Origin of the sequence: Thalassococcus halodurans, assembly GCF_900108225.1 — a bacterium.
Lineage (GTDB): Bacteria > Pseudomonadota > Alphaproteobacteria > Rhodobacterales > Rhodobacteraceae > Thalassococcus > Thalassococcus halodurans.
The window spans coordinates 44,585-56,200 of record NZ_FNUZ01000010.1; the positions used below are offsets into that span (position 1 = coordinate 44,585).

Consider the following 11,616-nt stretch of genomic DNA (forward strand, 5'->3'; position numbering starts at 1 on the left):
CGCCCCTTACGCTTTGTCGAAAAACGGCGTGACCTGCGCCACGATGACCGAGTTTTCTTCCAAGGCGCGGTCCATCAGTTCGATTTCCGCATCGTCGATTTCGTGACCTTGGGCACGGCGTTCGTCCAGTGTGCCGTAGCCTGTCACATCCAGCGGGGCTAGATCGGCCTGCTTCAGGATGGCCACCGTTTCGCGCACAGCTTCGGCTTCGTCCACGCCCGAGGCGTAGCACATCAGGGCCGCGCCCTGCGCCCCTTTGGGAAGTCCGTCACCAGTTTTGCGCCCGACTTCGACAAGAAGGGTGAAAACCTGTTGTTTCTTTTTAGGTTTATCCTGAGCCATGCCCGCAGATGGGCCTGACAGCCCTTCGTTGTCAACAATTTAGCGTGGTTCGGGCCTAGTTTCTGACCGCGCGACCGACGCCAATCAGGATGCACGCGCCCAAAAGACCAACAACAAGTTGCGACACCCACCAGCCCGACGCGGAAATGCCGACCACGCCCAGAAGGAAGTTCGCAACAATTGCGCCGACGATGCCCAGAATGATGTTGGCCAGAATGCCGGTATCGGCCTTCATGATCATGCTGGCGATCCAGCCTGCCAAACCGCCCACGAAAATCGAGCCTAAAAATCCAAGTCCCATATCAGCCCCCATAAAAATGCTTACCTAACAAGATGGGCGGATTTGGATGTCTTGCAAGGGTGCAAATAAAAACCCGCCCCGAAGCGATGCTCGGGACGGGTTTGAAAGGCTGGTTGCGGCGGAAGTTTAGTCGCGCAGCAGTTCGTTGATGCCTGTTTTGGAACGGGTCTTTTCGTCAACGCGCTTTACGATGACCGCACAGTACAGGTTGATACCGTTCTTGGACGGCATGGAGCCCGCAACAACCACCGAGTAGGGCGGTACTTCGCCGTACATGACTTCGCCGGTTTCGCGGTCAACGATCTTGGTCGATTTGCCGATGAACACGCCCATGCCCAGAACAGAACCTTCGCGGACAATGCAGCCTTCGACAACTTCGGAACGCGCGCCGATAAAGCAGTTGTCTTCGATGATGGTCGGACCGGCTTGCATGGGTTCCAGAACGCCGCCGATGCCGACGCCACCGGACAGGTGTACGTTTTTACCGATCTGTGCGCAGGAACCAACTGTTGCCCATGTGTCGACCATTGTGCCTTCGTCAACGTAAGCGCCGAGGTTCACGAAAGACGGCATCAGAACAACGCCGGGGGCGATGTAGGCGGATTTGCGAACAACACAGTTCGGCACGGCGCGGAAGCCTGCGTCTTTCCATTGCGCATCGCCCCAGCCTTTGAATTTGCTGTCGACCTTGTCCCACCAACCGGAACCCTGCGGGCCGCCGTCCTGCTGCTCCATGTCTTTGATGCGGAAGCCCAGAAGAACCGCCTTTTTCGCCCACTGGTTCACATGCCAGTCACCGTTTTCACGACGCTCGGCGACGCGCAGCGAACCGCTGTCCAATGCGTTCAGCGTGTCTTCGATGGCTTCGCGTGTTTCGCCTGTTGTGGCAGGTGTGATCGTGTCGCGCGCATCCCATGCGGATTCGATGGCGGATTCCAGTGCAGCAATGTCCATGACAAGTCCTTCGTGTCTACGGGTTTGCGGTTGTTTAGCTTTTGAATCACGTCAGGGAAAGCCCAACTGACGGCGGTATTGTCGCGGGTAGCGTCGGCCCCCTGAACAGGGTAGGCAGGCGCAAATGGTTTCTGGAGGTTTTATGACCAAAAGCTTTGAATCCCGCTTTCGCGATGCCGGTATTGACCGCAAAACCGCAAGCGAGGTGCCTGATACGCCGCAAACACGGTCGCCCGCGTACCGTCTGGCCTTTGCGGACGAGGATTTCATGTGCCGCAGCGAATTGCGGCCTGTGCGACTTCAGCTCGAACTCTTGAAGTTCGAAATGCTGATGGACGAAATGGATATCGATTCGACCATCGTGATGTTCGGCGGTGCCCGCATTCCGTCGCCTGCCAACAAGGATACAGCGCGGACCAAGACGTTGGCTGACCTGTCGCGTTTCTATGAAGAGGCGCGCCGTTTTGCCTTTGCGATGACCGAACGGTCCAAAGAATCGAACATGCGCGAAAACGTGGTTGTCACTGGTGGCGGCCCCGGCGTGATGGAGGCTGGCAACCTAGGTGCGCACGAAGCGGGTGGTCGTTCCATCGGTCTGAACATTGTTCTGCCGCACGAACAAGCGCCGAACGCTTATGTGACGCCGGAACTGGCGTTCAACTTCCACTACTTTGCTATCCGCAAGATGCATTTCCTGATGCGCGCCGCGGCGATCTGCGTTTTCCCAGGTGGTTTCGGCACGTTGGACGAATTGTTCGAAACGCTAACTCTGATCCAGACGGGCCGGATGGACCGTATTCCGGTTCTGCTGTTCGGGCGCGAATTCTGGGACGGCATCGTGAACTGGGAAGCGTTGTCAGAGGCGGGCACAATTTCCGCCGAGGATCTGGACTTGTTCAAGTTTGTCGAGACCGCAGAAGAAGCGCTGGAGGTTATCGACACCTGGAATTTTGCTGACAAACGGGATGGTTTGCCGGACCGGTAGGGTGCCAAAGTGACACTTGGAAAGGCCGCGCTGACTGCGCGGCTTTTTCGTTGCGTACACGATAAAAACAGGCCGCAACGAATCCGCTTTAACAGCAACCGATGCTGTTATAGGAAGCGCGGCAACGTTTTCTATGGGCCGAGGGCGGCCCACCGAATACAAGGAGACCCCCATGGGTTACAAAGTAGTCGTTGCTGGCGCCACAGGTAATGTGGGCCGCGAAATGTTGAACATTCTGGCCGAGCGCGAGTTCCCGGTAGACGAACTGGCCGTTCTGGCATCCCGTCGCTCGCTGGGCACCGAGGTCAGCTTTGGCGACAAAACCCTGACGACGCAGGACATCGACACGTTCGATTTCTCGGGTTGGGATATGGCGCTGTTTGCCATCGGTTCCGACGCAACCAAGAAATACGCGCCCATCGCGGCAAAAGCCGGCTGTGTGGTCATCGATAACTCGTCGCTGTACCGCTACGATCCCGACGTGCCGCTGATCGTTCCCGAAGTGAACGCAGATGCGATCCACGGCTATTCCAAGAAAAACATCATCGCGAACCCGAACTGTTCGACCGCTCAGATGGTTGTTGCACTGAAGCCGCTGCACGACCGCGCCAAGATCAAACGCGTTGTTGTGTCGACTTATCAGTCCGTGTCCGGTTCCGGCAAAGAGGCGATGGACGAACTGTGGGATCAGACCAAAGCGGTCTATAACCCGACATCGGAAATCAAACCCAAGGTTTACACCAAGGAAATCGCGTTCAACGTCATTCCGCACATCGACGTGTTTCTGGAAGACGGTTCCACCAAAGAAGAGTGGAAGATGGTCGCGGAAACCAAAAAGATCGTTGATCCGGCGATCAAGGTGACAGCAACTTGTGTGCGCGTGCCGGTTTTCGTTGGCCACTCGGAAGCGATCAACCTTGAGTTCGAAGACTTCCTCGATGAAGACGAAGCACGCGACATCCTGCGCGAAGCACCGGGCATCATGGTGATCGATAAACGCGAAGATGGTGGCTATGTCACGCCGAAAGAATGCGTTGGCGATTTCGCGACATTCATCAGCCGCATCCGTCAGGACTCGACCGTGGAAAACGGTCTGAACCTGTGGTGCGTATCGGACAACCTGCGCAAGGGCGCGGCGCTGAACGCTGTTCAGATCGCCGAGGTTCTGGGCCGTGAGGTTCTGAAAAAAGGCTAAGCTGCCCCAGTGCAGTTTGGAAAAAGAAAACCGCCCCCGTCGGGGCGGTTTTTTACGAGGTAACTACTGGATCAAGGGAATCCGGTACGTGCCTTTCGGATTAAGCCGCAATCCTGTTAACAAAGTGTAACCGGTTGCGCGGCGGCCACACGGGGAAACTGGTGCAAAAAGTTTCCTTTCTTTGATTCCGAAATCTGTCATCGTTTTTAGATAAAAAAACTGAGGCAGAGCAATGAAACCCCAACACTACAGCAAGCAGGCGCATATGCGTCCTGTGGACCAGGAAACGCGCACGTTATTGATGCTCTTTCTTGCGCCCGTACTTGAGCGCGCGACGGATTGGATCAATCTTGAAGAAGAATTGACCAAGCGCGGTTATGATCTGGATTTTGAAGACGGACGTCTGGTGATTTCCGACAGCTATACCGGCGTGGCCGTGTGCTGTGGGTCTGACGTGGGCCATCCGCTGAGGACGCTGTCCGAACGTCTGGGCCGGCCCAAGCTGCGGGCCGACCACACAGGACATTTCGCGCGCCTCAGCTAAGGCTTAGACAGGTTCGAAATCGTCTGTTTTGGCGTTGTAGAATTCAAGATCGCCTTCGCCGATATCGGTCCACAGACCGTGCAGCGTCAGTTCACCGGATTCCACGGCGGATTTGACGAACGGGAAGGTCATCAGGTTCGACAGGCTGACCAGAATAGCCTCTTTTTCCAGTGCGCGGGGTTCTTCTTCGGGCGCTAGGTTGCGTTCTTTGACGCGGTCATAGCCCGGGCGCAGAACGTCCATCCAGCGGCCCACAAAGCTGGTCTTCTCTTCCAGCTCGGGCGCATTGCCGGAACACATATCTACACAGCCCTGAACGCCGCCGCACAGCGAGTGGCCCAGTACGATCAGATGGGACACCTTGAGCGCGGTTACGGCATATTCCAGCGCCGCCGAGGTGCCGTGTTTGTTGCCATCGGGTTCACAAGGCGGAACAAGGTTGGCGATGTTGCGGTGAATAAAGAATTCACCCTGATCGGCACCGAAAATCGACGTCACATGCACGCGGCTGTCGCAGCAGGAAATCACCATTGCACGGGGGCGCTGCCCTTCGGTCGCAAGACGACGATACCACGCGCTATTCTCGGCATGAGTGGTGGCTTTCCAGCCCTGATACCGTTGCACGAGATAGCTGGGCAGTGGCTTGGCGTTGTGCATATGTCCCTCCGGTTCATTTTTTCGTTCCGGATCAATTACGCGGATTTTTCAAGAAATTCGAGGGAAATCGACGGGCGCTGGTAACGCATTGGAAAAGGTTCGCCGCGATTTTCTGGTCTTGGGTAAGGGTGCAGGTAAAGGAGTGAACCTGATGGCAGGTGTGACCCATCTGGTGCCGCGCACAGTTGTGCATGTGGATACGGACAGACTGAAGAAACTATACGGCGACCGATCGGCGCGCGACACGGAAGAATTGTTGTGCAGGTCGATGGAGGATATTGCCCTGCGCCTGTCGCGGGTGGATCAGCTTTGGCGCGCTGGCAATATGAAGGGCACCCATTGCGAGGTGCAGATGCTGATCCATCTGGCATCGCAGACAGGGTTGTCGGATCTGGGTAAGGTCGCGCAGAATTTGCAGGGCTTGCTGGACGGGCATGACTATGTTGCCACGGCATCGGTTCTGGCGCGGCTGGTGCGGCTTGGTGAAATGTCGCTTTATGCGCTTTGGGACAGGGCTGATCCGGTGTTCTAGGAAGTGTTCGTGCGACTGGGCTTGCAGCCGCAGGCGGGCGCGATACTGTGGTTGAAAACACCCCGGACCGGAGCCTTCTATGCCGCTTGAATTCGCACCCAACAGCGCCGATGCGCTTGATCTTCATGTCATTGCCAAGGGCGAGGTCGAAGATTGGCTGGCGGGTCAGCCCGACCGCGTCCGCAATTGGGTGACGGCGCAAGGGTTTGATGGCGCTCTGGGCGCGAGCTTGGTTATTCCGGATGCGAATGGGCATCCGGAGATGGCTTTGGCCGGCTATGGCACGCCCGATGCGCGGCGGCGCACGCGGTATGTTCTGGCTGCTGCGGCAGTTGGACTGGGGCGCGGCACATGGCGGATCGCGTCCGGTCTGCCTGCTGAAGATGCCGAGGTAGAGGCATTGGGCTGGCTGCTGGCAGGCTACGGGTTTTCGAAATACGCGGATCAGACGCCGAAGGTCGGCAGCTTGATCGCGCCCGAAGGAGTGGATGCCGCCCGGATCGAGGTTTTGGCCGCGGCAGAGGCGCGGACACGTGATCTGATCAATATTCCGACCGAACACATGGGGCCTGCCGATCTTGAACAAGCGGCCCGTGATCTGGCGGCTGAACATGGCGCGAAGATCGATGTGACGGTCGGTGAGGACCTGCTGAAGAATAACTTTCCGATGATCCATACGGTGGGTCGGGCCAGCGCCTCGGCCCCGCGTTTGATCGATATGCGGTGGGGCGACAGTGGCCCCAAACTGACGCTGGTGGGCAAGGGCGTGTGCTTTGACACTGGCGGTCTGAACCTGAAGCCGGGATCGTCGATGGGCCTGATGAAGAAGGACATGGGCGGTGCCGCGAACGTGCTGGGGCTGGCGCATGCGATCATGGCGCTGGGTCTGCCTTTGCAGTTGCGGGTTCTGGTGCCTGCGGTCGAAAACTCGGTCTCGTCCAACAGCTTCCGTCCGCAGGACATCCTGACATCGCGTAAGGGCCTGACGGTTGAGATCAACAATACAGATGCCGAGGGGCGTCTGGTTCTGGCGGATGCATTGGCCTTGGCAGATGAGGATAAGCCCGATCTGGTGATCTCGATGGCGACGCTCACGGGGGCTGCGCGTGTGGCGGTGGGGCCTGACCTTGCACCCTATTTCGCGACCACGCCCGAGCTGGCGAATGCGGTTGCGACGGCGGCAGTGACGGCGGCAGATCCGGTCTGGCAGATGCCGTTCCATGACCCCTATGAAAAGATGATCGAACCCGGCATCGCCGATCTGGACAACGCGCCCGCGGGCGGTTTTGCGGGGGCGATCACGGCGGCGCTGTTCCTGCGCCGTTTTGTGACAGACACGCCGCGTTACGCGCATTTCGACATCTACGGCTGGCAGCCTGCTGCGGCACCTGGCCGGACCAAGGGCGGTGCGATGCAGGGCGTTCGCGCCATTCTGGGCGCATTGCCCGAACTGCTGGACCTGTGATGGACCGCCGCGTCACCCCTGTGAATGACCGCGTGGCTGCGGCGCATCTGTTCGGTAGCGTCGAAGACAGACATTTCGTGGCAGGGTCGGACGCGCGGATCAGCACCGGTTTGGCGGATTTGCTGCGTGAACCGGATGGCGCGCGTGACCGGCAGCTGCTGTTGGGGGCGCCGGTTCAGGTTTATGAGGAACGCGATGGCTGGGCCTTTGTGCAGGCAGCGCAGGACGATTATTGCGGCTATGTTCGGGTGGAACAGGTCGATCATGTTGCGGCGGTGACGCACCGTGTGTCGGCACGTGCGACGCATGTTTACCCTGCACCCGATTTCAAACAGCGCGAACGCGAAAGCCTGTCGATGGGGGCCTTGATCGAGGTGACGGGGATCGAAGGCCGATTTGCGGAAACGGCGCGCGGTTTTATCCCTCTGACGCATCTTCTGCCTGTGGAAGAGCGCGAGGTTGATGCGGTCGAAGTGGCGGATCGTCTTTTAGGCACGCCTTACCTATGGGGTGGCAACTCCAGCTTTGGCATCGATTGTTCCGGTCTTGTGCAGGCGGGGCTGTATGCTGTTGGTCAGGCCTGCCCCGGGGACAGCGATCTGCAAGAGGCCGCCTTGGGCGAAACCCTGCCCGAGGGCACGGCGCCCGAGCGCGGCGATCTGCTGTTCTGGAAAGGGCATGTGGCGTGGGTCGCGGATGAGGACACTCTGCTGCATGCAAACGCGTTTCACATGGCGGTGGCCTATGAGCCGTTGAAACAGGCGATTGCCCGTATCGCCGATCAGGGCGACGGCCCCGTCACGCGCCACGCCCGCCTGCCTTATCTTCGGAGAACATCATGACCAGCGATCCGTTCTTTCACCCTGTGTCGGGTTTCGAGCTGCCGCGCTTTGCCGGTGTGCCCAGTTTCATGCGACTGCCTGTGGTGCAGCCGGATCATGACCGGTTCGGTGATGTGAATGTCGGGATTCTTGGCGTGCCGTGGGACAGCGGCACGACCAACCGACCGGGTCCGCGCCATGGTCCGCGACAGTTGCGCGATGCCTCGACGATGATCCGCGCGCAGCACCCTGTGTCGGGTTTGCGCCCGTTCGAGGTGCTGAATGTCGCCGACTTGGGGGATGTGGGCCCGAACCCTGCCGATATCATGGACAGCATGGACCGGATCACGGCGTTTTATGGCGGGTTGGTGGCGCAAGGGATCACGCCTTTGACGGCAGGGGGCGACCATCTGACGTCGCTGCCGATCCTGCGGGCTTTGGCCAAGGATGGTCCGTTGGGGATGGTGCATTTTGACAGCCATACGGACCTGTACCATTCGTATTTCGGCGGCACGATGTACACCCATGGCACGCCCTTCCGCCGTGCGGTGGAAGAGGGGCTTTTGGACCCAAAACGTGTCGTGATGATTGGTATTCGCGGCACGATGTACGACACGGAAGATCGCGATTTTGCCAAATCTGTCGGCATTCGCGTGATCCCGATCGAGGAATTTCATGATCGTGGTCCTGCGGATGTGATGGCCGAGGCCTGTGAGATCGCCGGCACCGGCAAGACCTATGTCAGCTATGACATCGACTTTGTGGACCCGACCTTTGCCCCCGGCACCGGCACGCCCGAGGTTGGCGGCCCGAATTCCTATCAAGCGCTGCAGGTGGTGCGCATGCTGGAAGGGGTGAACATCGTCGGCGCCGATCTGGTCGAGGTGTCGCCACCCTTTGATACCTCGGGTGGCACCGCCTTTCTGGGCGTGTCGATCATGTTCGAATTGCTGTGCAAGATCGTCGAGGCGCGCCGCTAGGGGCGTTTATTCGACCGCGCGGATCAGTTTGCGTTCCAGAACGCGCAGCACGGTCTTCAGATCGTTGCCGCGCTTCAGGATCTGGCCGTCCATGCCAACCACGCAGTATTGCCCCTGCTTGTTGCGCAGGCGGGGGTGTTTTTCGATCCGGTAAAGTGGCTGTTCGGCAGCGCGGCGGAACACCGAAAACACGGCGGTGTCGCGTAGGGCCGATATTCCGTAATCGCGCCATTCCCCTGCTGCCACCATGCGTCCGTAAAGCGATAGGATCACGCTAAGCTCGGTGCGGTGGAACATCACCGAATCTGGCGCAGCGCCTTGTGGGGTCAGGGGCGTGAATGAGTTCATAAAATGAATCTGGGGCGGTTTGTGCTTTAAATCAAGCACGATAAGCAGATCAGGCAAAGGAACCGTGGCAAAACCATCCGCCGGAAAGTGTGGCGCCATGGGCGTAGAACAACCACAGATGATCGCCCTGATCGGTGTAGACCGACCAGTAATCGCGCTGGCCGCTGCGCCAGTCGGGATCATCCAGCCACCATTCCGGTGCAATCCGTTCCGGCCCCCTGCGGCCTGTGGTCTGAAACTGCCGTCCCCGCCAGCGGAAGGTGTCGGGCGGTGCGGGTGTGTCCGGCGCGGTCACAGGTTCGGGCCGCCAGAGCAATAATGGACGGGGCACGGGGCTTGCTGGCCAGTTGTCAGGGGCGGGTTCCGACCACGCAGCAGCCAGCGTTTGCGCGCCTTTCTCGGGGATATGGCTTGAGGCCGGATGCACCCGCGTGATGGCGTCCAACCCGATACGGGCCCCAAGGCGGCCGATCAGATCATCAAGGCCGGTGTTGTTGGCCATTTTCTGGGTGACGGATTTGCCAGCCTCAAGATGCCCGACGCGGGTGCGTTCGTGCAGCGGTTCATGGGCCGTCGCCTCGAGCCGCAGAACGTCGATGCCAAAGCCTGCGTCGATGTCGGTCAGCTTCATCGCCAGAAGGGGGCGCAGGCGGTCGGGGTTATGGGATGGCCGTGCAAGGCTGACGGTGATCCACGCCATGGTTTGGTCGCTGCGATAAGCCTCAAGCCGCAGGGTGCGTGCGCCGCGGCCTTTGCGTTCCAGCAGTTCGCATAGGCGGGGCAGCATCCGGTCAAGCGCGGCAAGGATGTCGTCCTCAAGCCCGATGGGGTCGGGCAGGCTAAGCCGTGTGGCAAAGCGGTCCGGCGGGGCCGCGGGCGAGATCGGTTCAGGTGCGCTGCCCATGGCCTGATCCAGCCGGTAGACCAGCCCCGTGCCGAACCGGCGGGCCAAAGCGGCGCGGGGTTGGCCTGTCAGATCACCAATGCGGCGCAAGCCCAGACGGCCCAGTTGCGCGGTTGTATCATCGGACAGGCGCAGGGCCGCGATGGGCAAGGGCGCAAGGGCGGAATGCGTTTTGCCGGGGGGGCAAATGCGCGTGGTCTGGGCCTTGGGCGCATGGGCAAGGGGCGAAGCACCGCCCCGTTCCCAATGCCGCCGTTTGCCAGCACGGGACCGCGTGGCGCGGGCCTCTTGGTCAATCGCATCGCCAGAACGGTCGCTGGTGGGGGTGGCGTCTGCGTAGCGCGCTAAGGCCCACGCGGCCCCCAGCGTATCAGCCAGCCCGAGTCGCACCGTCAGCCCCAGATCGGTGCAATCCTGTTCAACCTGTTGGGCCAGCGCGGCCTCTCCTCCGAAAAGATGCGCACAGCCGGTCAGATCGATGATCAGCCCATCGGGGGCTTCGCGTGCGACCCAAGGGGAATATTTGCCAGCCCAGCGGTGCAGCACCCCCAGAAATGCGGCCTCGCGGTGTGGATTGCGCAGGCGGGTGATCAGGCCTGCGCACATCGCGTGGGCGTCACGCAGGGGCTGGCCGCGATAGAGCCCCGCCTGTGCAGCGGTTTCAGACAGCGAGGACAGCACCTGCATCTGGCCCACATCCTCGGCCACGGCAAAGGGCGTATCGCCCAGAACCGGGTTCTGACGGATCAGACGTTCGGCCCCCAATCTGGGGAACCAAAGGGACAGGACGCGTTTGTGCGGCATCGATTCCAGAAAGCATGTTCACACTTTGTTCTAATATTCACGTCATGGTGAGTCGAGTCTTTTGCCTTGTCAGGGGCGGGTCTGTGCGACAGGTCTAGGGAAAGGAAACGACACACAGGATGGATTGATGAAGCATCTGGTTCTCGGATTTGGCACACTGGTGATGGCAGCAACGATGGCGATGGCCCACGGCGGCGTAAAGGACCCGCTGGTCAAGGCGCGCATGGATTTGATGGTCGAGATCAAGGACAGCACCGGCGTTCTGGGCAATATGCTGAAGGGTAAAATCCCTTTTGACGCCGCACAGGCCGAAGCCGCGCGACTGGCATTGCTGGATCACGCCAAAGCGATCCCTGCCGCGTTCGAGGTGCAAGCAACCGACCCGAAAACCGAAGCGGCGCCTGCAATCTGGACCGATTGGGACGATTTCGTTGCAAAGTCGAATGACATGGTCGCGGCGGTAGAGGCCGCAGATGCGTCGTCAATGGACAGCTTACGGGCCGGAATGGGCGCTATTGGTGCAAGCTGTAAAGCATGCCATAAGTCATATCGCATTGATTGACGGCCAACTTCGGATGACATCGCACAGACATTGGTATGTGCAGGCCATTCGGCGGTTGCAGCCGGATGGCATTTAACAGAGTGTCGCGCCAAATTTTTACGCGACCACCAGGATAGGGGGATAAGATATGCGGACACGTGCGGCGGTGGCTTTGGAAGCCGGGAAGCCATTGGAAGTGATGGAAGTGAACCTTGAGGGCCCGAAGGCTGGCGAGGTTCTGAT

At 59.6% G+C, this 11,616-nt stretch carries 14 protein-coding genes; 8 read left to right on the top strand and 6 right to left on the bottom strand.

Going from position 1 to position 11,616, the window contains the following annotated elements; genetic code table 11:
• Window positions 1-6: 6 nt before the first annotated feature.
• From C4S59_RS19085 to dapD, 3 genes are all read right to left on the bottom strand, one after another.
• Window positions 7-342, bottom strand: a complete 336-nt coding sequence (locus tag C4S59_RS19085) for a hypothetical protein (protein ID WP_103911950.1) — start codon at window positions 340-342, stop codon at window positions 7-9.
• A gap of 55 nt (window positions 343-397) precedes the next feature.
• A complete protein-coding gene (locus tag C4S59_RS19090) occupies window positions 398-643 on the bottom strand; it encodes a GlsB/YeaQ/YmgE family stress response membrane protein (RefSeq protein WP_103911961.1) in 246 nt (81 codons plus the stop codon).
• A 126-nt stretch (window positions 644-769) separates the two neighbouring features.
• Window positions 770-1,597 (bottom strand): 2,3,4,5-tetrahydropyridine-2,6-dicarboxylate N-succinyltransferase, encoded by an 828-nt coding sequence (gene dapD, locus C4S59_RS19095; protein ID WP_103911951.1) that lies wholly within the window; start codon window positions 1,595-1,597, stop codon window positions 770-772.
• Between the two features lie 142 nt (window positions 1,598-1,739).
• Here dapD and C4S59_RS19100 point away from each other — a divergent pair, with 142 nt between their 5' ends.
• From C4S59_RS19100 to C4S59_RS19110, 3 genes are all read left to right on the top strand, one after another.
• Window positions 1,740-2,582 carry an LOG family protein gene (locus C4S59_RS19100; protein ID WP_103911962.1) on the top strand — a complete coding sequence of 281 codons (843 nt, stop codon included), beginning with the start codon at window positions 1,740-1,742 and terminating at the stop codon, window positions 2,580-2,582.
• Window positions 2,583-2,754: 172 nt separating this feature from the next.
• Window positions 2,755-3,777, top strand: a complete 1,023-nt coding sequence (locus C4S59_RS19105) for an aspartate-semialdehyde dehydrogenase (RefSeq protein WP_103911952.1) — start codon at window positions 2,755-2,757, stop codon at window positions 3,775-3,777.
• Window positions 3,778-4,009: 232 nt separating this feature from the next.
• A complete protein-coding gene (locus C4S59_RS19110) occupies window positions 4,010-4,321 on the top strand; it encodes a hypothetical protein (RefSeq protein WP_103911953.1) in 312 nt (103 codons plus the stop codon).
• Window positions 4,322-4,324: 3 nt separating this feature from the next.
• Here C4S59_RS19110 and C4S59_RS19115 read toward each other — a convergent pair whose 3' ends face one another.
• Window positions 4,325-4,978 carry a carbonic anhydrase gene (locus C4S59_RS19115; protein WP_103911954.1) on the bottom strand — a complete coding sequence of 218 codons (654 nt, stop codon included), beginning with the start codon at window positions 4,976-4,978 and terminating at the stop codon, window positions 4,325-4,327.
• Between the two features lie 151 nt (window positions 4,979-5,129).
• Between C4S59_RS19115 and C4S59_RS19120 the strand changes: the two genes are divergently transcribed.
• From C4S59_RS19120 to speB, 4 genes are all read left to right on the top strand, one after another.
• The gene (locus C4S59_RS19120) at window positions 5,130-5,510 is read left to right on the top strand and encodes a hypothetical protein (RefSeq protein ID WP_146064567.1); all 381 of its coding nucleotides are present in this window, start codon (window positions 5,130-5,132) and stop codon (window positions 5,508-5,510) included.
• Between the two features lie 79 nt (window positions 5,511-5,589).
• Complete coding sequence (locus tag C4S59_RS19125; protein ID WP_103911956.1) at window positions 5,590-6,975, top strand: leucyl aminopeptidase family protein; 1,386 nt, start codon at window positions 5,590-5,592, stop codon at window positions 6,973-6,975.
• Complete coding sequence (locus tag C4S59_RS19130; RefSeq protein ID WP_234994841.1) at window positions 6,972-7,817, top strand: C40 family peptidase; 846 nt, start codon at window positions 6,972-6,974, stop codon at window positions 7,815-7,817. Before C4S59_RS19125 ends, C4S59_RS19130 begins: the two co-directional genes overlap by 4 nt.
• Window positions 7,814-8,776, top strand: a complete 963-nt coding sequence (gene speB, locus C4S59_RS19135) for an agmatinase (protein ID WP_103911958.1) — start codon at window positions 7,814-7,816, stop codon at window positions 8,774-8,776. The genes C4S59_RS19130 and speB overlap by 4 nt, the downstream gene beginning before the upstream one ends.
• Before the next feature lie 6 nt (window positions 8,777-8,782).
• On the opposite strand, the gene C4S59_RS19140 is transcribed toward speB, so the two are convergent.
• Together C4S59_RS19140 and C4S59_RS19145 are read right to left on the bottom strand one after the other, a co-directional pair.
• The gene (locus C4S59_RS19140; protein WP_103911963.1) at window positions 8,783-9,124 is read right to left on the bottom strand and encodes a DUF2794 domain-containing protein; all 342 of its coding nucleotides are present in this window, start codon (window positions 9,122-9,124) and stop codon (window positions 8,783-8,785) included.
• A gap of 49 nt (window positions 9,125-9,173) precedes the next feature.
• On the bottom strand, window positions 9,174-10,832 hold the full coding sequence (locus C4S59_RS19145; protein WP_103911959.1) for a Y-family DNA polymerase: 1,659 nt from the start codon (window positions 10,830-10,832) through the stop codon (window positions 9,174-9,176).
• A 127-nt stretch (window positions 10,833-10,959) separates the two neighbouring features.
• Here C4S59_RS19145 and C4S59_RS19150 point away from each other — a divergent pair, with 127 nt between their 5' ends.
• Window positions 10,960-11,394, top strand: a complete 435-nt coding sequence (locus C4S59_RS19150; protein ID WP_103911960.1) for a c-type cytochrome — start codon at window positions 10,960-10,962, stop codon at window positions 11,392-11,394.
• Window positions 11,395-11,616: the final 222 nt, after the last annotated feature.

Excerpts from the sequence above, each read along its gene's own strand:
- C4S59_RS19120 (WP_146064567.1), top strand. The coding sequence starts at position 5,130 with ATGGCAGGTGTGACCCATCTGGTGCCGCGCACAGTTGTGCATGTGGAT.
- dapD (WP_103911951.1), bottom strand. The coding sequence starts at position 1,597 with ATGGACATTGCTGCACTGGAATCCGCCATCGAATCCGCATGGGATGCG.
- C4S59_RS19105 (WP_103911952.1), top strand. The coding sequence starts at position 2,755 with ATGGGTTACAAAGTAGTCGTTGCTGGCGCCACAGGTAATGTGGGCCGC.
- C4S59_RS19150 (WP_103911960.1), top strand. The coding sequence starts at position 10,960 with ATGAAGCATCTGGTTCTCGGATTTGGCACACTGGTGATGGCAGCAACG.
- C4S59_RS19100 (WP_103911962.1), top strand. The coding sequence starts at position 1,740 with ATGACCAAAAGCTTTGAATCCCGCTTTCGCGATGCCGGTATTGACCGC.
- C4S59_RS19085 (WP_103911950.1), bottom strand. The coding sequence starts at position 342 with ATGGCTCAGGATAAACCTAAAAAGAAACAACAGGTTTTCACCCTTCTT.
- C4S59_RS19115 (WP_103911954.1), bottom strand. The coding sequence starts at position 4,978 with ATGCACAACGCCAAGCCACTGCCCAGCTATCTCGTGCAACGGTATCAG.
- C4S59_RS19125 (WP_103911956.1), top strand. The coding sequence starts at position 5,590 with ATGCCGCTTGAATTCGCACCCAACAGCGCCGATGCGCTTGATCTTCAT.
- speB (WP_103911958.1), top strand. The coding sequence starts at position 7,814 with ATGACCAGCGATCCGTTCTTTCACCCTGTGTCGGGTTTCGAGCTGCCG.
- C4S59_RS19090 (WP_103911961.1), bottom strand. The coding sequence starts at position 643 with ATGGGACTTGGATTTTTAGGCTCGATTTTCGTGGGCGGTTTGGCAGGC.
- C4S59_RS19140 (WP_103911963.1), bottom strand. The coding sequence starts at position 9,124 with ATGAACTCATTCACGCCCCTGACCCCACAAGGCGCTGCGCCAGATTCG.
- C4S59_RS19145 (WP_103911959.1), bottom strand. The coding sequence starts at position 10,832 with ATGCCGCACAAACGCGTCCTGTCCCTTTGGTTCCCCAGATTGGGGGCC.
- C4S59_RS19110 (WP_103911953.1), top strand. The coding sequence starts at position 4,010 with ATGAAACCCCAACACTACAGCAAGCAGGCGCATATGCGTCCTGTGGAC.